This is a genomic window from Cellulosilyticum sp. ST5 (genome assembly GCF_046529625.1).
Classification (GTDB): Bacteria; Bacillota; Clostridia; order Lachnospirales; family Cellulosilyticaceae; genus Cellulosilyticum; species Cellulosilyticum lentocellum.
In genome coordinates this window covers 1525616-1546578 of sequence record NZ_CP132338.1, presented here as the reverse complement: position 1 = coordinate 1546578, position 20963 = coordinate 1525616, and the positions used below count along the sequence as shown (strand labels likewise).

The following is a 20963-nucleotide window of genomic DNA, read 5'->3' as shown; positions in this document are numbered from 1 at the left end:
ATAGTAGTACAAAAAAAGACTAGAACATATGTTCGATATTGTGTATAATAAGGATAAATCAAATGAGATATACGAAGTGGAGGAGAATATATGAAGGCAGGAGAAACAATGTGCTACTATCGTGCACGAGGTGGAGAAAGAAGTATTTATGTAACCATGTTATATGACAAGAATCAACTAAGAGGAAGTATTATTCAAAACTATAACCCACAGATTTTAAAACCAGCAACATCTTTAAAAAAGGATTATTTATCTGCATAATGGGTAGTAATGGCTAGAACGTGAGCTAGATAAAGGAGACAACAGATGGAAAAATGTGCTTATACTATAGGTTATGCGCATCATACTCAAGAAAGCTTTTTAGCTTTAATTAAAAAGTATCACATCAATTGCGTCATTGACGTAAGAACAATGGCTTATTCTAATTTTCACCCACAATTTAATAAAGAACCAATTAAGCATTTTCTTAATACAGAAAATATTTTGTATCGTCAAATGCAAGAAGCCTTTGGCATTATTAGACCTAGTAGCCGACTTTTAAATCAAGCAGGTTATCTGGATTTCGTGAAGATAGCAGAACTTCCTAGCTTTCAAGAAGGAATAGAAACCATTATAAGAGGGATTGAGGCTGGCTATCAGATTGCTTTTATGTGTGCGGAAAAAGCACCTAGTGATTGCCATAGAAGTACCTTAGTAGGAAGAGCTCTAGCCTTTAGAGGCTATAAGATGTACCACATTTTACATGATGGTCACTTACAAACGCAAGGTGATTTAGAGGAAGAATTATTAGAAAAATATTTTCCCAATCATCCCCAATTAAATTTATTTAATAGACCCCATAAAACAGAGTTGATTAATGCAGCTTATGAATTACAAAGTAATCAAATAGTAGAAGTTAATTCAAAACGAGTGTTGAAAGAATCATATGATTCACCTAAAAAGAAAATGTAATATTAAAAGGAGGGATTAATAGAAATTAATCCCTCCTTTTAATATTAACTTGATAGTTGCTGATAATAGGCTTCTATATCTTTATCTTGCTTAACTATATGTTCAAAAACCCATTCAACAATAGCATTTCTAAGATGTGTTAATTCTTTATAAGGAGAAGCACAAAAGGCAGTATAATCGATACTATTAATATAGTTTTTAAAGGATTCATGTTCAGCTATATGTTGCATGATATGAGGATAATGAATTGTTTTCATAAAAGTCTCCTCATCATAAAAATGATAAGTAACATATTCTCTGAGATCATATAAAATATTCATTAATTCTTGCTCGGTAACACCTATACATTGAATAAGTAATAATTGCTCTATATGTCGACCTATTTGAAAAAAAACTTGATGTTGACTATCTATTTGTTCAATTCCCAGTGCCAGACGGCCATCCCAGTTAAAGTTAAAATCAAACATACAGCACCTCCTGGAAAATATATTTTATGTATACTTTAAGTATAGCATAAGGGCAAAGGGAAAATAAATAATTTTACGAAAAGGTACTGAGATTGTATTTGAGTTAAGACATCAAGTTAAGATAGAAATATAAGTAGATGATTAGGACAAATAAAAGGGTAATCCATATGGGTTACCCTTTTATTTGTCCTAATCATTATAAAGTTATTTAACAAGCGTTGTAGCAAAATCTTTACCAAAATTAAAAGCCTCTTGTAAATTAGTCTCACCTAGTTTAAAAACGCAAGCTAACGGTTGAAGAGGTATACGACATTTTAGCTGTTTAAAGCGTTCTTGTATATGAGGAAGTGCTTCACCACTCCAGCCATAAGAACCAAATGTTCCAACAGTTAAGTGTCTATGAACTACTGGGTTAAGAGAAGTAAGTACATTCCAAATAGGAGGAAGTGCATCTGCTAAAATAGTAGGAGAACCTAAAAGAAGTCCTTCAGCGGTCTCAATATGTGCCATCGCATCAGCAAGGCTATCTGTTTCTAAGTTGAGAAGAACAACTTCTCCTGTATAATCACTAGCATCAATACCTTTGCAAATGGTTTCAGCCATTTCTTTTGTATAACCGTAGGCAGATACATAAGCTACAACAATCTTAGGTGAAAGTGCTTTTGGTGTACTCCAAGTTTTATAGAAATCTAAGTATTTTTGCATATTAGTTTCATCTAGAATCATACCATGACCAGGGCAAATAAATTTGATAGACAAATCTTTAATTTTATCTAAGGCCTTTAAAACAAAGGGTTTAAAAGGTCCCATAATCATATCAAAATAATATTTATAAGCAGACTCATAGTCAGCTTCACGATCAGTCTCTAAAGCATTTTTAAAAATACGTTCATCAGAGTAATGGGCTCCAAAAGAGTCACAGGTAATTAAAAGGCCATCTTCTTCTATATAAGAGTACATCGTATCAGGCCAATGAAGTTGAGGAACACTTAAAAAGCGAATAGTTTTATTTCCTAAAGAAAGAGTTTCTCCATCTTTAACAACAAGGCTTTTAAAAGGAGCATTGATGATTTGGCTCATAAACCTAATAGCTAAAGCACTACCTACAACAGTAGCATTTGGTGTATAAGGAAGTAATTTAGCTACACTCCCAGCATGATCAGGTTCTGTGTGATCTACAATTATATACTTAATATCCTCAAGAGCCACTATTTTTTTTAGTTTTTCAAGGTACTTATCAAAACACTTGTCTTTAACAGTTTCAAAGAGGGCAATACCTTCACTACCTTTTAAAAGATAAGCATTATAGGTAGTACCAAATTCAGTTTCCATTACAATATCGAAAGTACGAAGGGTTGGATCAAGAGCCCCTACCCAATAAAAATCTGGTGTTACATTTAATATATCGGACATGTAAACAACTCCTCTACAAATAATATACATTGTGTATTAATTTAAAATAATTTCATTTGATAATAATTATTATAGAATAAATGCATGGGTTGTCAAGAAAATCACAGAAAATGGATTGTACTAAAAAAAATACTGGAAAATCTGAGAAAAAAGTATATAATATATTTCAGATAATAATTATTATTACTTGGATAAGGCGAAGGATAAAGAAGCAAAAAATCTTTAATCGCTTTAAGATAAAAATATTAATTTATTTTATAAGTATACATTATATTATTAAAGAAAGAAGGTCATCTTATGGCAAAACAATTAATGACAATAGATGGTAATACTGCAGCAGCTCATGTTGCTTATGCTTTTACAGATGTAGCAGCTATTTATCCAATTACACCTTCATCTACTATGGCAGAAGTAGTAGATGATTGGGCGGCACAAAATAGAAAAAATATTTTTGGACAAAAAGTTAAGGTTGTAGAAATGCAATCAGAAGCAGGTGCAGCAGGAACTTTCCATGGTTCACTGCAAGCAGGAGCTTTAACAACTACTTTTACAGCTTCACAAGGACTTCTTCTAATGATTCCAAATATGTATAAAGTAGCAGGTGAACTTTTACCAGGAGTATTTCATGTAAGCGCGCGTGCACTTGCAGCACAAGCTTTATCTATTTTTGGTGACCATCAAGATGTTATGGCAGCCAGACAAAGTGGTTGCGTAATGCTTGCTTCTGGTTCTGTACAAGAAGTAGCAGACCTTGCACCAGTGGCACATCTTGCTGCTATTAAAGGTAGACTTCCTTTTGTTCATTTCTTTGATGGTTTTAGAACATCTCATGAAATTCAAAAAGTAGAAGTATTGGAATATAGTGACTATGCAGCATTACTAGATCAAGAAGCATTAGCTGAGTTTAGATCAAGAGCACTTTCACCTAATCATCCGGTAACAAGAGGAACAGCTCAAAATTCAGATATCTATTTCCAAACAAGAGAAGCTTCAAATAAATTTTATAATAATATTATTCCAATTGTAGAAGAATATATGCAAAAAATGAATAGTCTTACAGGAAGAAATTATGGATTATTTAATTATTATGGTGCAGAAGACGCAGCGTATGTAGTAGTTGCAATTGGTTCTGTGACAGAAACAATTGAAGAAACAATTGATGCTCTTAATGCACAAGGAGAAAAATATGGATTAATCAAGGTACATTTATTCCGTCCATTCTCAGAAAAACATTTCTTAGCAGCAATGCCAAAAACAGTGAAAAAGATAGCTGTTCTTGATCGTACAAAGGAACCAGGTTCAATTGGTGAGCCACTTTACTTAGATGTACGTTCTGCTTTTTATGATGTAGATAATGCACCAGAAATTATTGGTGGACGTTATGGACTAGGTTCAAAAGACGTTACGCCAACTGATATTAAAGCAGTATTTGAGCATTTAAAAGTTGCTGATACAAAGAGCCAATTTACAGTAGGTATTAATGACGATGTTACATTTACTTCTATTCCAATAAATGATGAACTTAGAATTTCAACAGAAGGTACAGTAAGATGTAAGTTCTGGGGACTTGGTTCAGATGGTACTGTAGGTGCTAATAAGCAAGCTGTAAAGATTATTGGTGAACATACTAACAAATACGTACAAGCGTATTTTGCATATGACTCTAAAAAATCTGGTGGAATTACTATGTCACACTTACGATTTGGAAATGAGCCTATTCGTTCAACCTATTTAATTGATGAAGCAGATTACATTGCTTGTTCACAACAAGCTTATGTAAATGAATATGATCTTCTAAAAGGTCTTAAAAAAGGTGGTAACTTTGTACTTAACTGCTTATGGTCAGCAGAAGAACTTGAAACAAAATTACCAGCTAAAATGAAACGTTATATTGCAAAAAATAAAATTAATTTCTATACAATTGATGCTGTAGGTATTGCAGCAAGCATTGGCCTTGGTAAACGTGTTAACATGATTATGCAAGCCGCATTCTTCAAACTTGCTCATATCATTTCAGAAGAAGATGCTATTTCTTACCTTAAACAATCTATAGAGAAAACATATGGTAAAAAAGGACAAGATGTTGTAGAAATGAATTATAAGGCAGTAGAAGCAGGTTTCACATCACTTGTTAAAATTGATGTACCAGCAGAATGGGAAAATGTTGTAGATGAAGAAGTGGTAGAAAATAATAAGCCAGATTTCATTAAAAACATTGTAGAACCTATTAATCGTCAAGAGGGAGATCATCTTCCAGTAAGTGCTTTTAATGGCTATGAAGATGGTACTTTCCCAGCAGGTACTGCTGCTTATGAAAAACGTGGTGTAGGAATTGATGTACCAGAATGGAATATTGATACATGTATTCAATGTAATCAATGTAGTTTTGTGTGTCCACATGCATGTATTCGTCCAGTACTTGTATCAGAAGACGAAATGAAAGATGCACCAGAAGGATTTGAAGCTAAAAAAGCAGTAGGTAAAGGTCTTGAAGGACTTGTATTTAGAATGCAAGTAAGTACTATGGACTGTACAGGATGCGGTAACTGTGTAGATATTTGCCCTACAAAAGTTAAATCTCTCGTTATGAAACCACTTGCTACACAAGTAGAAAAAGAAATTCCAAATTGGGAATTTGCTGTTTCAGATAAAGTGGCTTATAAGGGAGACCTTGTAAAAGGAACAACAGTAAAAGACAGCCAATTTAAAACACCACTTATGGAATTTTCAGGTGCATGTGCAGGTTGTGGTGAAACACCTTATATGAAACTTTTAACACAACTTTTCGGAGATCGCATGATGATTGCAAATGCAACAGGATGTTCATCCATTTGGGGTGGGTCTGCACCTAGCACACCTTATACAACAAATCATGAAGGTAAAGGTCCAGCTTGGGCAAATTCACTTTTTGAAGATAATGCTGAATATGGACTTGGTATGATGCTTGCAGTTAACCAAATGAGAGATCGTATTGCAGAGCGCTTAAGAGAAATTATAGCACTTCCAATCGATGAAAAAGCAAAAGAAAGTATTAACAACTGGCTTGAAAACAAAGAAAATGGTGAACTTTCAAAGGTATATAGCCGTGAAATCGAAGCTATTCTTGATAATGATGTGATTACTTTAGAAGATGCAAAAGAAGCACTTAAACAAGTGGAAGAAAGAAGAGATTATCTTGTAAAACGCTCACAATGGATCATTGGTGGTGATGGATGGGCTTATGACATTGGTTATGGTGGGTTAGATCATGTTCTTGCATCAGGTGAGAATATTAATGTCTTGGTATTTGATACAGAAATTTACTCAAATACAGGTGGTCAATCTTCTAAATCTACGCCAATGGCAGCAATGGCGAAATTTGCAGCAGCTGGTAAACGCACACGTAAAAAAGATCTTGGCCGTATGATGATGGCTTATGGTAATGTATATGTAGCACAAGTAGCAATGGGTGCAGATAAAAATCAATTAGTTAAAGCTATGCTTGAAGCTGAAGCTTATGAAGGACCATCTATTATCATTGCTTATGCAACATGTATTAGCCATGGTTTAAAAGCTGGTATGGGTAAATCTATTTCACACATGGGAGATGCTGTTAAATCAGGTTACTGGCATTTATATCGCTATAATCCACTTCTTGAGGAACAGGGTAAAAATCCATTTACCTTGGATTCAAAAGAACCAACAGAAAGCTTCAGAGATTTTATTATGGGACAAGTACGTTATTCAGCAATTAAGAAACAATACCCAGAACAAGCAGAAGAACTATTCGAAATGGCAGAAAAACAAGCAAAAGACCGTTTAGCAAGTTACAAACGTCTTGCAGCGCAAGAATTTTAATAATGAGAAAACAAAAGGTGTTAGTAGCATGATGCTATTAACACCTTTTGTTTTTTAGTTATTTCTATGAGTTTTAAAAAAATCAAATAGGCTAAGATAATCTTGAGTAAATAAGCTATTTTTAGTGCAGATAAAAGTTTCTTTCTCTGAGCAATTCTTGATGGGGCAAATGTGATATATAGTATTATAAATAATATATAATTTTTTATTTAATTATTGAATCCAATATTGAACATAGAAAAGCAATTGAATTTAAACATATGGTTAGAACTAGAGTTGTGTTGTAAAGTGTGATATAATCAATTTACTGAACAAATGGGAAGAGATAAAGAACTACTACTCGTAAAAAGTAGATGTATAACGGATGATAAGAAAGGCTTATATTTTTATAAAAATAGGATATTCTATTAAAATGACACTGGCACTTTACAGTGTCATTTTAATGTCCCACTTTATCTTATAAATAGACAACTAAAAGTAGAGGTAATGACATGGCACAATTAGACAGTGAACAACTTAAAAAAGCATTTCATCAAGAAATGATTGCACTTTATAAGCGTATGACAAAAGAACTGAGATATAAGTCACCTCGTTTGATGGACCTTATTAATAAATATGGTGGTTATGAAGCAGCAGTCAAATATATTACGACTGAAAATAATGTACAGGATTTTGCGGTACTTTGGGAGAATGAAAGGTTAGACTTAAGTGTAGAAGCACTTATTACCAATAATCGCTATCGTCAGCTGTTTATGGAGGAGATTGTTAAATATTGCGATAGAAAATTAGAGGAATATAGCTATGCACCTAATAAGATTGAAGAAGAAGTAAAAGAAGAACCGATAACATTTTATGAAGAAGAGCCATTATTCACTAAGAACGGGATATTGACCACTCTAGCAGAGGAAAATAAGGAGGAAAATCCTGGAGAAACCATAGAGTCGCCTTATATGCTTTATTCAGAAGGCATAGCTATTACACAAGCCATGTGGGAAGAGGTACTACAAAATACTCAGTTGATTTCTCAAAAAAATCTAGATTTATTGCTTAGAATCTATTTGATGGGAGATGCTGTGACACCGGAAGAACTTTCAAAAGAAGAAGGCTATTTAGCAACATATCCTTATAATGAGGTAGTAGCTGCTATGGCTAAGCGGATTAAAGCTTATTTAAAAATAGAAGCACCAATAAGTATAGAGGGCAAACCTTTATGGTGGCATATTTTATTTGTAGGTGGTGTAAAGGATAATAGTTGCTTTGAATGGAGTTTAAGAAGTGATTTAAGAATGGCGATCAAACAAATGATAGAAGAAGGTAAATTTCAAGTAGAGCAGCTAACCGTTCATACACATAAAAGTTTACTAGATATAAAAGAAAAAGCATTGAAAGTGCCAGAGAAACTAGAAGAAGATAATGATTTATCAGATTTTGACCGCTTATTTGAAGCCATTATGATGCCTAAAGCAAAAAGTGAACCGCCGGTAACCCAAGAAAACTTAACACAGAAAAGTAAAATGAATACACCAAAAGAAGAATTACCACAAGCTACTACACCAATAGCCATCATAAAAGAAGATGAAAAAGAAATGGAAGAGGATAAAACAAAACAGCTTACAAAAGAACAAATCAAAGCAGAATGCATTAGTTATTATGGAGCTATTTGTGATATTTGTGGTTTTGACTATGGATATACTTATGGAGAAGCTTATGAAATAGCTATAGAAGTACACAATATTAAAGATGAGTCACATGAAGAGATCTTACCCAATACACATCCAATAGAGGATTTAGTGCCTATTTGTCATAATTGTCATCATATCCTTCATAGTCATCAACCAGCCTTAACTATTGAAAAAATGAGACACATGGTTAAAGCATAACCAAGAAAGAGGGGATTGTATAACAAGAAATGTTGTGCAATCCCCTTTTTTGTTAATAGTTCATAAGATATTCTTTGTTGAAAATATAATAAGGGTACTATTTTTTAGAAGATAAGAGACTGGAAAAAGCTATAAGAGTAAAACCATAAAGGGTAGCATATCCTAAAACTGAAAGGAGGCAGATATGCAGCATTTAAAAAAAGGTTTTATTTTATGTGTGGCTATGTTTCTACTCATTAAACCCTATTTGGCACAACCTCTTAAAACCTATGCACATTATATACTTTTAGAAAAGCAAAGGCTTGAGGAAGAAAGTGGTGTTCTTTTGATGAGCAATTCCCCAGAAGATGTTAAAGAAGTTGGTGTTTTATATCAAGGTGAACTCTGGGGTAAAGGCAGATTGCTTTATCATCATGTCAATGAAAGCGAAGAAAAGAATTTGCGATTAGTCATAGAAATTGTAAATCAAGAAAAGACTCCCCAGTTATTACGTATTAGGAAAGCTGTTGTAGATGGACCATCTTATCGGTTTCTCAAAACAGGACAAACATTACTTAGAGATTACTTTAATTCAGTAAGTGATGAGCTTTATTATCTTCAACCAGAGGGAAAATGGATACTTTATGATTCAGAAGGAAAGCTATGGACAAAAGGGAGTTTGCTTTCGGGAATGATGGATGTAGAAGCAACAGGACTTATGACTGTTACTTATAAAGCTATATCAAACGAGTCAGAGAAAGAAGCAACTAACTTGAAGATTTTAGAAAAAGATTTGGCACCCAGAGGGAGTTTTAATATATTAGAACGTACTTATACCATGGATGTTCCAGCAGAAATAGGATATTATTACCACTTATTAGGAACTCCTAAAGATTGGGTTAAAGGTATAGATGAACTTACAGGAGAAAATGCACTTAATGAAGGAAATTATGGTATAATGGAGCATATTCGAATAACAGCCAAGGCTGATACAACGGTTATTTTATGTCCGAGAGGTGGCATTTTTCAAGGTGTAGTGAGATGGGACGATGGAAGTTTACATTTAGTAGAGCGTTCTCACTCATTTAAGAGAAAAAAAGAGTGTATTGAAATTGGTAAACTGAAGAAGGGAGAAACAAAACAGTTAGACTATATGTTACCTAATGGTTCTGCAGCACCGGCACTTTTAGGGTTTTGGGTAAAGTGATTAGGAAAGGGATGTGTATGCAATTAAAAATAGGAGAAAGCATGAGTGGCTTTCGTTTAATAGAAGAACAAACAATTTCAGAAATAGGAGGAATAGGTAGGGTATTTGAGCATGAAAAAAGTGGGGTTCGTGTTGTTAGCTTAAAGAACGAAGACCCTCATCAAGTATTTGCAATGGGTTTTCAAACTTTACCGATGGATGAGACGGGAGCCGCACATATTGTAGAACATGCTGTCTGTTGTGCTTCAAAACATTACCCGTTAAAAGAAACTTTTGTAGCTTTAGGACAAGGCTCTATTTGCACAACTATGAATGCGTGTACGTATCCTGATATGACCATTTATTATGCAGCAAGTCCTCATGAAGAAGATTTAATGGGAGTTGCTAAAGTCTATCTAGATTTAGTATTTCATCCGCTTATTTATGAGAAAAGTGAATACTTTAAGCAAGAAGGCTGGCATTATCATGTAGAAGAAGATGGCAATTTAAGCTATAGCGGTGTAGTTTACCATGAAATGGAAGGAGAATATGCTGAGGCTATTACCCATTTAGAGAACCAAAAACAAAAGGCTTTATTTCCAGATACACCATATCGATATGATTCAGGAGGATTACCAGAAGCTATTCCCAATTTAACAGAAGAAGCTTTTTTAGCTTTTCATCAAAAATATTATCAGGGAAGTAATTGTATCATTATCCTCTATGGAGATGGTAATCTCAAGGATCAACTTCACTATTTAAATGAAAATGGTTTACAACAAGTACCCAAAGGAGATTATAAAGCCATACTACCTTGTCAGGAGCCTTTTAAAGCTTTACAACGACGTACTGCTTATTATCCAGTTGAAGTAGAGGAAGAAGCAGAGACTTTAATCTGTTTGAGTTTTGTTATAGGAGATTCTAGTGATCAGGATCTTCGTTTAAGCTTTGAAGTTTTAGAACATATGTTACTTAGAAGTGCAGCTTCTCCTCTTTTAAAAACCTTAGTGATAGAGGAAGAGTTGGGTGTTAGTTTAAGTGACGGTGGTTATGATACTTCTAGAAAGCAACCTGTCTTTACGATTACATTAAAGGGCTGTGAAGAAGAAGCAGGAATGCAGTTTGAAAGCAGTGTATTTCGAGTGCTTCGCACATTAGTCAAAGAAGGCATTCCTAAAGATTTAATAGAAGCAAGTTTACAAACATTAGCTTTTGAGTTAAAAGAAGTAGATGCTAGCTATGAACCTATAGGAATTCAATATAGTGAAATGGTATTAAGCAGTTGCTTTTATGGACAAGGGACTTTTGAACCTTTATATTATGAAAAAGCTTTTGAAAAACTCAACGAGTTGAGGCATGAGGGCTATTTTGAAACTTTGATTGAAAAGTATCTCTTAAATAATCCTCATAGTCTTTGTATGACATTGATTCCTAGTGAAGCCTTAGGGAGAGCTAATGAAGAACAAAAGATAAAAATACTTGAAGTAGCAAAGTCAGCTATGACAAAGGCACAGTTTCAAAAACTTATTCAAGATAACAAACGTCTTAAAAATGAGCAGTTAATAGAAAATACTAAGGAGGGCTTAGGTCTTTTACCTCATTTGACAAAAAGACAGATGCCAAAGCTTTTAAAAGTACCCAAACTAGAGCAATTAACTCTAGAAGGTTGCGAGGTGTTAATAGAAGAAGCAGACACCAAGGATATTGCATATATTCATTTTCTTTTTAATGCTAGAGGTGTTCCGCAGGAAGATTTACCTTATTTAGGTATTTTAGCTCACTTATTTACTTATGTGGGAACCGAAACAAAGGATTATGTGGCAATTGAAAATACGATCAATACTCATACTGGGGGCATACATAGTGCTATTCATGCGTATCATTTATTCAATGAAGATGGCTATAGTCCTATTTTTAAAGTAAGCTGCAAGGTATTAACAGAAGCACTAGGTGCATTTGAAGCCTTAATGACAGATTTGTTTTTGAATACCAACTTTAAAGAAAAGGCTAAAATAAAAGAAGCATTAGGTCATATGGTGTATGAAATGGAAAGAAGCTATATAGGAGCACCAGAATACCGTAGTATGCAGAGGCTTTATACGTATTTTTCAGAAGAAGGAAGCTATGAAGACCAGGTATCTGGTTTGGCTTTTTATCATTTTATCAAGCCACTTTACGAGCATTTTGAAGAACAGTTTGAACAACTGAGTAAAGCTTTAAAATCAGTACTTGAAAAGGTTATTAGAAAATCTAATGTGCGCCTTGCTATGACAATAGGGAAGCATCAAAAGCAAAAGGTTCTTTATACTATAAGATCACTTATAACCCATTTGCCTGGAGAAAAGGGAGTAGACTATACGTATACATTTAAGGTGCAGGAGACTAAAGAAGCATTTTGTGTAGGACAAGAAGTACAAGCTATTGCGGCGGGGTTTGACTTTAAGAAGCAAGGTTATAGGTATGATGGCAGTTTAGAGGTGATTTCCAATATTTTAGAGAATACGTATTTATGGGATCGGGTACGTTTACAAGGCGGTGCATACGGCTGTGAAATATTTTTAAGTGAGGAGGGTTATCTAGCAATTTCTTCATACTGTGACCCCCATTTAAAAAAGACCTTAGAGGTTTATGAAGGTATTGGAATGTATTTAGAACAGCTTGAAATAGAACCAGATTTGCTAGAACGTTATATAGTGAGCACTCTAGGAACAATGTTAGCACCTATTAGTATGGAGAGAAGAAGCGAGAGGCTTTGCCACTATCTTATAACTCATACGGGCCCGAAAGAGCGTCAGCAAATTTATGATGAAATATTAAATACAACACCTGAAAGTTTACAAAAAGCAAGTCAATTATTTAAAGCTATGAGTAGTCACAATCATTATTGTGTAATAGGTAACAAAGAAACAATCACCAAATGTAAAAATATATTTGAGGTTATACATTTTACGATTTAGGGATATGCTAAAGCTGAGGAGGATACTATGAAAAGAGTAAAATCAATCAGTTTAACAGTAATCTTCATTTTAAGCAGTGTTTTTTTATTAGGGAGTAAACCTATAAGTTGTCAGAGGCATTACGAAACCGTTTTAATAGGGGTTGTAGAAGAAGCAGAACGTTATCTTATTATAGAACAGCACCTTTATCCTATTGTTAAGGTACGTCACGATGACTATATTCCATTAAGCTACCTACAGCAGGCCGGTATAAGCATTAAGGAAATAGAAGGTATTACTTACTTACAAGAAACTAAAGAAAGAGGGACATATAAGCTTGCCGTAAATTTAAAAGATGCTCTAGCTTATATGAATGACACTCCAGTTTACTGTGGCAATATAAGGAGCTATGCCCTTAAAACAAGAGAAGAACTACTTATTCCAGTAGCAGCTTTAAAAGGACTTTGGATGATTAAGCCTCATGAAGGTGCTTATGAAGCAAGAGAAAAAATCAATTTAAGTGATGATAACCTTATTGAAATGACAGAAACAACTATTAAAAATAGCAGTAATCATGTCATGCGTATTTCTTGGGTGAGTTTATTTTGGAATGGTAAGGCTTTTATAGAACTACCAAAAAGGGAAGTGCTCTTTGAACCTGGAGAAAGTAGATTATTAGAAGAACCAAATGGAAAAGGGCTTACTTATGTGACGACTTTATTGACCTGTGTTAATGAAGAGCTATTAGATATAGCAGATACTTTTGGTCAAAAGGATACTTCTTTTTTTATGCATTATACAGCAGTTGTTAGAAGCGAAGCTTTAAATCAACTTTTTCCTCGGTATACCATCAGAGCAATGATGAAATACACAATAGGTAGTTTAGAAGCAAAGTCTCATATAGAATTATGGCGAGCAGAAAAAAGAAGCTATTTTGTGGTCAAGGATAAAAAAGGTAAGAAGTTTCAAGTACCTTATAATAGTATTCATATTGATGGAGACTGGGGAACTTTAAGCTCTAAGCCAAGTGCGGCTGATATAGAAGATTTTGTAACATTAAATCAGTTAGAAAGCAAGACATCTTATTTATTATGGACGGATATCTATCGTCAGCGTACGCATGTCTTAAAGAAGCAAGAAGGAATATGGCATTTAGAGAAAACTTTTGTTTGCTCTACCGGTAAAAATATTAATCCAACGCCACAGGGCCTTTATGAAGTACAATATACAATTCCCTTTATTGGAATGGATAAAGGCTACCGTTGTAAAAATGCTTTGGTTTTTTATAGAGATTATATGTTTCACTCAATTTTGTTTGATAAAACTGGGAAATATATTAAAAGTGGACAATATGAGTTAGGCCAGAAGGCTTCTCATGGTTGTATTCGTTTATCAGAAGAAGATAGTGCATGGCTTTATCAGCATATTCCGGTAGGGAGTACCGTATGGATTCGCTAGTCAATTCATGTAATCTGAAGAAGAATTTAAGACATCAGTGATCACCAAAGATCTGTATTAAGAAAAACCATGCATACCGCTAGAATCAGTGTCTAGGAATGCATGGTTTTGTTCGTAAATAGTCAATTGATACTTTATAGCCGTTTTAATTTTTACAAGGGTTGCCTAGGTATTTAAAATACCGCTTGCTTGTATTTGCTTAATAGCTTTGGCCATAGCTTCTTCATTTTGAACTAAGGCAATGCGCACATAGCCTTCACCTTCTTCGCCGAAGCTAATGCCAGGGACAACAACTACACCGGCTTGATGCATTAAATCCTGTGTAAAGTTCATAGAAGAAGTATAATGGCTAGGAATGGGGGCCCATACAAACATACTACCTTTAGGTAAAGGGATATTCCAACCGATTTCTTTTAAACCTTGGATTAAAAACTGGCCTCTTGTTTCATATAAATCATGAATGAATTTGACTTCATCTTGAGGTCCTGTTAAAAGAGAGACAGCAACTTTTTGGAAAGGTAAAAACATGCCGTAGTCAACATGTGATTTAAGTGTTTTTAAAGCATTGACCATTTCTTTGTTACCTACAGCAAAAGCTGTGCGACAGCCTGGAATACTATAGGTTTTAGAAAGCGAATTAAATTCGATACCCACCTCTTTAGCACCAGGGATACTAAGAAAGCTTTCACCTCTTTGACCATCAAATAAAAGTTCACTATAGGCATTATCATGAAGAACCATAATGTTATAGCGTTTAGCAAAAGCAACTAATGCTTTATAAAATTCAGGGTTAGCTGTAGCTGCTGTAGGGTTATTAGGATATGAAACAATCATCAGTTTAGCAGCTATGGCTACATCCTTTGGAATAGCTTCGAAGTCAATAAGGTAATCGTTTTCTTTTAAAAGTGGCATTTTATGTAAGAGCGCACCTGCTAAATGAGGGCCAATTGTAAAAATCGGATAACTTGGACTAGGCACGAGGACGATGTCACCAGGATTAATTAAACAAAGGGCTAGTTCAGTAAAGCCGCTTTGAGAACCTAATAAAGAAATGACTTCATCTGTTTCCAAAGTAACTTGATAGCGCTGATGATACCAATGACACACGGCATCAATAAGCTCTTGAGTATCAGAAATAGCATAACGGTAGTTAAGAGGATCTCCAGTCGCCTCAGAAAGAAGTTTCATGACACGATCTGAGGGAGGTGAATCAGGTGTACCGATACTAAAATCAATCATTGAACGCCCTGCCTTCATAAGGGCTTTTTTTTGTTCATTAAGCTCCGAAAAAATAGCGGAGGAAAGCTGCTGCATTTTGTCTGCAATCATGGGTAAGCCTCCTTTAAGTTGAAAATAAATGATATTGTATACATCATTTATTATAATTATGAAATTTAAAAATAGTCAATGTATAAATTTTGTACTATAATAGCTTGTAATAAAATAATCTTACTTAGGAGGCAAGCAGCATGCAGTTCATATTTTATAGACGACTTAATGAAGTAGCTATCTTAAAAGGAGCTCAAACCTTGCAAGAAGAAAAAGATGAGGTACTTTATCAAAAGATTTTAGGAGAGCTTTTAGAGCAAAGCTACCATTTAAAGCTAGGCCAAGATCTTTTTAAAATGTATCTCTGTTTTTTAGTGGCGAATGATGAAAATGCATTTTCACTAACAGCGGAAAAAGAGGGAGAAGGGATGGATGATAATCTTAAAGCATTAGTTCTTAAAGACTTAACAACTCTTATTCAGCTTTTTCATAGCCAAGTCATAACATTAAGTGTAAAAAAACAAGAGAAGACTGAGTCCTACTATAAACTTTACGAAGCTTTGGAAAAAGAGCCAAGCCCTGAGTCATTTTTACATACCCTTATAGCGTATTATAAACAATATGGATGTGGTAATATGAACCGCTACAAGGCCTTTAAGTGGCAACAAGATAAAGGCCTTATTGGGATTAGTGAGTGTGATCCTATTACGCTGAAAGAATTAATTGGATGTAACTATCAAAAAGAAGCACTTATTAAAAATACAGAAAACTTCTTACAAGGAAAACCTGCTAATAATGCACTTTTATTTGGAGATAGTGGCACAGGTAAATCATCTATGGTAAAAGCTTTGCTGAATGCTTATTATGATCAAGGGCTTAGAATCATTGATCTTTCAAAAGCAGATTTTATGTATTTTAATCGTATTTTGCCACTTCTAAGAAATAGAGGGCTTCACTATATTATTTTTTTGGATGATTTATCTTTTGAAGAGTTTGAAACCGAATATAAATATATGAAGGCTCTTATAGAAGGAGGTGTGGAAGTTAAGCCTAATAATGTGCTTATTTATGCTACTTCTAATAGAAGACATTTGATTAGAGAAACTTGGGAGGAGCGACAAGGCCAAGATATTCATATTACAGATACGAGACAAGAGAAACTATCCTTATCCGATCGCTTTGGATTAAGTCTAACTTTTACCTCACCTGCTCAGAATGCTTATTTGGAAATTGTAACAGCTTTAGCTGCGCAATATGGAGTAGACATAGATGCTAATAGGCTTAGAGAAAAAGCTATTCAATGGGAATTAGCTCATGGTGGGCGCTCAGGGCGAGTTGCTAAGCAATTCATTCAATCTTTACTATAGTCTTTTTAAACATAATTCTAAAGATAAATGATATTTTATTAGATAAATGTAATGAATTTTTAATACAAATATATAAAAATGTAGAAAATATGAATTTAACAAGGTATACTAAAAACGTTTATTAAAATATAATAGAATGGGAAATAAGGTGGGAAAAAAATGTTTAAGCAGTATATCGTTGACCTCAAAAAAGAATTTAAAGATTATAACGGCAAAAAATTATCACAAGATGCTTTGGCTGGTCTAACAGTAACAGCCGTTGCCTTGCCGTTAGCGTTAGCTTTTGGGGTGAGTAGTGGCGCAGATGCGGCAGCAGGGCTTATTACAGCTATTTTATCAGGATTTTTAATGAGTGCTTTATCAGGAGCTTCCTATCAAATATCAGGGCCTACAGGGGCTATGACTGCTATCTTAATAGGGCTTGTAGCTAAATATCAGATGGAAGGGGTATTTATTGCTACTTTATTAGCAGGTATTATTTTACTTATTGCAGGTCTGTTAAAGATTGGTAAACTAGTTTCACTTATTCCAAGTCCAGTTATCACAGGATTTACTTCAGGAATTGCTATTATTATTGCTCTTGGACAGATTGATAACTTTTTTGGTGTGACTTCTCAAGGAAGTACTAATATTGAAAAGCTCCTTTCTTATGGTACATTAGGTTTTCAGCCTAATTGGTATGCAGTAGCCTTAGGAACGCTTGTTATAGTTATTATGCTGGTTTGGCCTAAAAAATGGAATGCGAAGGTACCTTCTTCATTAGTAGGTATCATTATAGCTTTAGTAATTAGTATGATTTTAAAGAAGGATGTTGCTATGGTAGGAGATATTCCTAAAACCTTGCTACCAGCAACACGTTTAAGTTTGTCTGATTTATCCATGGAGAAAATCAATTTACTTTTTAGTTCATCTATTAGTATTGCAGCACTAGGAATGATTGAAAGTTTATTATGTGGGGCATCTGCAGGACGAATGAAAGATGAAAAACTTAATGCAGATCGTGAATTAGTGGCACAAGGCATAGGTAATATGATTATTCCTTTTTTCGGGGGAGTACCTTCGACAGCAGCTATTGCACGTACCAGTGTTGCTATTAAGTCAGGTGCACAAACAAGATTAACAGGGATTTTCCATGCAGTAGGTTTATTAGCATCTATGTTTTTATTAGGAGGTGTTATGTCACAGATTCCTTTATCAGCTTTGGCTGGGGTGTTGATGGTGACGGCGTGGCGAATGAATGAATGGGAGAGTATTCGCTTTATCTTTAGTAAAAAACTAAAAACAGCTATTGCACAGTTTTGTATTACTATGTTAGCAACTGTTATTTTTGATTTAACCTTAGCCATTTTATTAGGTGTTATATTCTCTATTTTATTCTTTGTAGTAAATATTTCGGGCATTGAAATTAATTTAAGTGATATTGACCCTGCAAGACTTGCATCTAATGGCTTACATATTGAACATGATCACGAAAAAACAAAGGTCGTTTATTTAACAGGGCCGGTCTTCTTTACAACCACAGAAAAAATTAAAGCAGAAATCAGTCAATTAACTGATTTAGAATATATTATTTTTTCTATGAGGGGAGTTCCTCTTTTAGATGCTACTGGTACACAACTTTTTAGTGAGTTAAATGAAAGCTTCAAAGCGCAAGGGACAACCATATTATTTTCAGGCTTACAACCTAAGGTAAAACATTTAATGGAACGAAGTGGATTAATGGAAACTGTTGGGGAAGAAAATTTCTTCTGGAGTGTAGAACAAAGTATTATGGCTATTGAAAAAGAACAGCTTGCAAGTTAGATATCATTCAGTTTTATTAAGGAAAAGAGGGGAGATATGGGGAAAAAACAATATGTAAAAGGGGTATTGCTTAGTTTACTAGTAAGTTTATGGCTATGTACAGGTCTATATGCACAAACCAATCTAATGACGTCTGTACCCTGCGATGGTAAAAGCTATACCATTCAATTTTCGGGAGATAAAGCGTTATTAAGCAGAGATGGTAGCCTAGCTGTGCCTGTTGTTTCAGGAACTAAAATCACTAAACCAGGAACTTATTATTTAAGTGTATACGAAGCTACAGGACTTAGAGTAGAAACTTTTAAAATAAAAAGCCAGACGAAAAGTAACTGGACTATTACAAAAGAAAGTGATTTAAATGAGGCCATCAAAAGCTGTTTAGAAAACTATCAAAAATCAGTAACTATTAACTTTAAATACCAAACGAGTATGGACCAAGTAGAAGCTATTTTGTCCAAGCATATTCAAAAGGTAACGGATACCTACCCCATGCTCATGATACAAAATTATTATGGTAAGCTTTCTCAAGATAGTAAAGGAAATCTGAGTGCACAGGTCAACTTTAAATATCCTCTTCAAGTTACCAATACCTTGAAGAAATATGACACACAAGCATTAAGTGGTATGGCTAATATGGTGAATACATTAGTTAAGCCTTATATGAAGGATTACGAAATAGAGCAGGCTTTGCTTATGGGGCTAATGAATCAAGTAACTTATTCACTTCATGAAGATGCTAGTATTAATGCGACATCTATGACACATACCTTACAAGGTGCTTTTATAGGAGAGAAAAGGATTGTATGTGATGGCTATGCCAAAACGTTTATGCATTTGATGAATATGGTTGGGGTACCTGCACAATTAATAACAGGAACTTCTACAGATAGTTTAGGAGAAAGTGTAGGGCATGCGTGGAATTTAATTAAAATCCAAGGGGCCTATTATCATGTAGATAGTACTTGGGCAGATCAACATTTTGAAACATTGGGCTTATATGACTATATTAATGAACAAGATACTTATATGGCACAAGATCACGTTTGGGATAAAAGTCAGTATCCCAAAGCTGTTACGCTAACCTATACATTTCCTAATAGTCCTGTTAGTGTGAGTCAGGTAACAAAAGTAGCATCACCGAATGAACTAGAAGCTGGCATTGAAAAGGTTAAAAGTCAGCAAAAAGGAAATGGTACACTTATTTTGCAAAAACAAAGTCAGTGGCATTGGGATGAGGAAGAAGTAGCTGAGCAGCTATATGAAGTATTAGATGAAAGTTATAGTTGTTATAGTGAAGAAAAGTATGATTGTGTAATGATTTATTATTTAAAAGAAGAGTAATTAAAAAAACATCCCATAATGGGATGTTTTTTTAATTACTCCACTGACCAGTAGTATGACAGTAAGGGCAAACAATTTGATGATAAGGCTTTACATTGAGGTCAAGTAGGGTGCTATTACTATACATAGGACCATCATTGCATAAGGAAGAATCTACTGTATTAGAAAGGTACTCAGCACCTACCATATCATAACCACAATTCGTACATAATAAATGTTTAATCATAGCATTCACCTCTTTTAAGTGATTTTAAGATTAAAATTACTATGTCCAATTTTTCTAGAAATATGCATAAATAAAAGATAACTACCTTATATTGACAGTATAGAAAATGTGAATTTCCATATGCTATTACTAACATTTTAAAATTAGGAGGTTCATGATGAATAAACAAAAATGGCAAGGACTTACCATTGCCTTAATGATAAGTGTGTTAGCAAGTACAACTTTCGGTTCAGTAAATAGAAATGTACCAGCTCCTAGTCCATCACCAATAGCATCACCAATAGCATCACCAAGTGCAAAACCAGTGCCAACAGTAGCACCAACTACAAAACCAGCACCAACGATGGCACCAACTACAAAACCAGCACCAACGATGGCACCGACTACAAAACCAGCACCAACGATGGTACCTTCTACAAAACCAGGACCATGTACAAAACCAGCACCATGTACTAAACCAACACCAGATCAAAAAGCTAAACCTTTTATGTTAGATAATTTTAAAGTAATTGCAAATACTTTAGCTGGGCTTGGTGTAGATGAAGCTAAACTTACTTCATATATTAAGGAAGGTAAGAAGTTAGAGGATGTTTTAAAAGCTGAGAAGATTTCTACACGCAAATTCAAAAAATGTGTGATTAAAGAATATAATAGAGTAGTAGATCAAGCTGTTAAAAACAAACAACTTACTTGTGAACAAGCAAAACAACTTAAAGCGGCTATTAAACAAACTATTAAAAATTGGCTTCCAAAAAGTAAATAATCAATTCATAGTGCTCAATAAAACTGTTGATTAGATGTTAATCAACAGTTTTATTGAATGAATAAAATAATAAAAATATTATATAAA

At 34.2% G+C, this 20963-nt stretch carries 15 protein-coding genes; 11 read left to right on the top strand and 4 right to left on the bottom strand.

The annotated features are described in order from the left end of the window. Nucleotides 1–90 precede the first annotated feature (90 nt). On the top strand, nucleotides 91–261 hold the full coding sequence (locus tag QTL86_RS07595) for a hypothetical protein (RefSeq protein ID WP_190283317.1): 171 nt from the start codon (nucleotides 91–93) through the stop codon (nucleotides 259–261). Nucleotides 262–306: 45 nt separating this feature from the next. Continuing rightward, a complete protein-coding gene (locus QTL86_RS07590) occupies nucleotides 307–951 on the top strand; it encodes a DUF488 family protein (protein ID WP_127066520.1) in 645 nt (214 codons plus the stop codon). Between the two features lie 44 nt (nucleotides 952–995). Here QTL86_RS07590 and QTL86_RS07585 read toward each other — a convergent pair whose 3' ends face one another. Beyond that, on the bottom strand, nucleotides 996–1418 hold the full coding sequence (locus tag QTL86_RS07585; protein ID WP_127066521.1) for a bacteriohemerythrin: 423 nt from the start codon (nucleotides 1416–1418) through the stop codon (nucleotides 996–998). 204 nt (nucleotides 1419–1622) lie between these two features. Next, complete coding sequence (locus QTL86_RS07580) at nucleotides 1623–2831, bottom strand: FprA family A-type flavoprotein (RefSeq protein ID WP_410496909.1); 1209 nt, start codon at nucleotides 2829–2831, stop codon at nucleotides 1623–1625. A gap of 297 nt (nucleotides 2832–3128) precedes the next feature. On the opposite strand from QTL86_RS07580, the gene nifJ reads away from it, so the two are divergent. The 5 genes from nifJ (at nucleotide 3129) to QTL86_RS07555 (ending at nucleotide 14107) form a co-directional block, all read left to right on the top strand. Further along, nucleotides 3129–6668: a pyruvate:ferredoxin (flavodoxin) oxidoreductase gene (gene nifJ, locus QTL86_RS07575; RefSeq protein ID WP_410496908.1), complete on the top strand. Its 3540-nt coding sequence runs from the start codon at nucleotides 3129–3131 to the stop codon at nucleotides 6666–6668. 491 nt (nucleotides 6669–7159) lie between these two features. Continuing rightward, entirely contained in the window at nucleotides 7160–8548 is a 1389-nt protein-coding gene (locus tag QTL86_RS07570) for a hypothetical protein (RefSeq protein ID WP_410496907.1), read from the top strand. 184 nt (nucleotides 8549–8732) lie between these two features. Then, on the top strand, nucleotides 8733–9734 hold the full coding sequence (locus QTL86_RS07565) for a hypothetical protein (RefSeq protein ID WP_410496906.1): 1002 nt from the start codon (nucleotides 8733–8735) through the stop codon (nucleotides 9732–9734). A 17-nt stretch (nucleotides 9735–9751) separates the two neighbouring features. Beyond that, nucleotides 9752–12670: an insulinase family protein gene (locus tag QTL86_RS07560; RefSeq protein ID WP_410496905.1), complete on the top strand. Its 2919-nt coding sequence runs from the start codon at nucleotides 9752–9754 to the stop codon at nucleotides 12668–12670. Between the two features lie 27 nt (nucleotides 12671–12697). Further along, nucleotides 12698–14107: a L,D-transpeptidase gene (locus tag QTL86_RS07555; RefSeq protein WP_410496904.1), complete on the top strand. Its 1410-nt coding sequence runs from the start codon at nucleotides 12698–12700 to the stop codon at nucleotides 14105–14107. A gap of 165 nt (nucleotides 14108–14272) precedes the next feature. Here QTL86_RS07555 and QTL86_RS07550 read toward each other — a convergent pair whose 3' ends face one another. Next, on the bottom strand, nucleotides 14273–15436 hold the full coding sequence (locus QTL86_RS07550; RefSeq protein ID WP_410496903.1) for an aminotransferase class I/II-fold pyridoxal phosphate-dependent enzyme: 1164 nt from the start codon (nucleotides 15434–15436) through the stop codon (nucleotides 14273–14275). 140 nt (nucleotides 15437–15576) lie between these two features. Between QTL86_RS07550 and QTL86_RS07545 the strand changes: the two genes are divergently transcribed. From QTL86_RS07545 to QTL86_RS07535, 3 genes are all read left to right on the top strand, one after another. Beyond that, nucleotides 15577–16743, top strand: a complete 1167-nt coding sequence (locus tag QTL86_RS07545; RefSeq protein WP_410496902.1) for an ATP-binding protein — start codon at nucleotides 15577–15579, stop codon at nucleotides 16741–16743. Between the two features lie 159 nt (nucleotides 16744–16902). Continuing rightward, complete coding sequence (locus QTL86_RS07540) at nucleotides 16903–18546, top strand: SulP family inorganic anion transporter (protein WP_410496901.1); 1644 nt, start codon at nucleotides 16903–16905, stop codon at nucleotides 18544–18546. A 36-nt stretch (nucleotides 18547–18582) separates the two neighbouring features. Next, a complete protein-coding gene (locus QTL86_RS07535; protein ID WP_410496900.1) occupies nucleotides 18583–19887 on the top strand; it encodes a transglutaminase domain-containing protein in 1305 nt (434 codons plus the stop codon). 31 nt (nucleotides 19888–19918) lie between these two features. On the opposite strand, the gene QTL86_RS07530 is transcribed toward QTL86_RS07535, so the two are convergent. Beyond that, nucleotides 19919–20113 (bottom strand): hypothetical protein, encoded by a 195-nt coding sequence (locus tag QTL86_RS07530; protein ID WP_127066532.1) that lies wholly within the window; start codon nucleotides 20111–20113, stop codon nucleotides 19919–19921. Between the two features lie 157 nt (nucleotides 20114–20270). On the opposite strand from QTL86_RS07530, the gene QTL86_RS07525 reads away from it, so the two are divergent. After that, nucleotides 20271–20876, top strand: a complete 606-nt coding sequence (locus QTL86_RS07525) for a hypothetical protein (protein WP_410496899.1) — start codon at nucleotides 20271–20273, stop codon at nucleotides 20874–20876. Nucleotides 20877–20963: the final 87 nt, after the last annotated feature.

What these genes read in the sequence shown, in the direction of transcription:
- QTL86_RS07535 (WP_410496900.1), top strand. Translation starts at nt 18,583, where the DNA reads ATGGGGAAAAAACAATATGTAAAAGGGGTATTGCTTAGTTTACTAGTA.
- QTL86_RS07560 (WP_410496905.1), top strand. Translation starts at nt 9,752, where the DNA reads ATGCAATTAAAAATAGGAGAAAGCATGAGTGGCTTTCGTTTAATAGAA.
- QTL86_RS07530 (WP_127066532.1), bottom strand. Translation starts at nt 20,113, where the DNA reads ATGATTAAACATTTATTATGTACGAATTGTGGTTATGATATGGTAGGT.
- QTL86_RS07580 (WP_410496909.1), bottom strand. Translation starts at nt 2,831, where the DNA reads ATGTCCGATATATTAAATGTAACACCAGATTTTTATTGGGTAGGGGCT.
- QTL86_RS07570 (WP_410496907.1), top strand. Translation starts at nt 7,160, where the DNA reads ATGGCACAATTAGACAGTGAACAACTTAAAAAAGCATTTCATCAAGAA.
- QTL86_RS07590 (WP_127066520.1), top strand. Translation starts at nt 307, where the DNA reads ATGGAAAAATGTGCTTATACTATAGGTTATGCGCATCATACTCAAGAA.
- QTL86_RS07550 (WP_410496903.1), bottom strand. Translation starts at nt 15,436, where the DNA reads ATGATTGCAGACAAAATGCAGCAGCTTTCCTCCGCTATTTTTTCGGAG.
- QTL86_RS07545 (WP_410496902.1), top strand. Translation starts at nt 15,577, where the DNA reads ATGCAGTTCATATTTTATAGACGACTTAATGAAGTAGCTATCTTAAAA.
- QTL86_RS07555 (WP_410496904.1), top strand. Translation starts at nt 12,698, where the DNA reads ATGAAAAGAGTAAAATCAATCAGTTTAACAGTAATCTTCATTTTAAGC.
- QTL86_RS07540 (WP_410496901.1), top strand. Translation starts at nt 16,903, where the DNA reads ATGTTTAAGCAGTATATCGTTGACCTCAAAAAAGAATTTAAAGATTAT.
- QTL86_RS07525 (WP_410496899.1), top strand. Translation starts at nt 20,271, where the DNA reads ATGAATAAACAAAAATGGCAAGGACTTACCATTGCCTTAATGATAAGT.
- QTL86_RS07585 (WP_127066521.1), bottom strand. Translation starts at nt 1,418, where the DNA reads ATGTTTGATTTTAACTTTAACTGGGATGGCCGTCTGGCACTGGGAATT.
- QTL86_RS07595 (WP_190283317.1), top strand. Translation starts at nt 91, where the DNA reads ATGAAGGCAGGAGAAACAATGTGCTACTATCGTGCACGAGGTGGAGAA.
- QTL86_RS07565 (WP_410496906.1), top strand. Translation starts at nt 8,733, where the DNA reads ATGCAGCATTTAAAAAAAGGTTTTATTTTATGTGTGGCTATGTTTCTA.
- nifJ (WP_410496908.1), top strand. Translation starts at nt 3,129, where the DNA reads ATGGCAAAACAATTAATGACAATAGATGGTAATACTGCAGCAGCTCAT.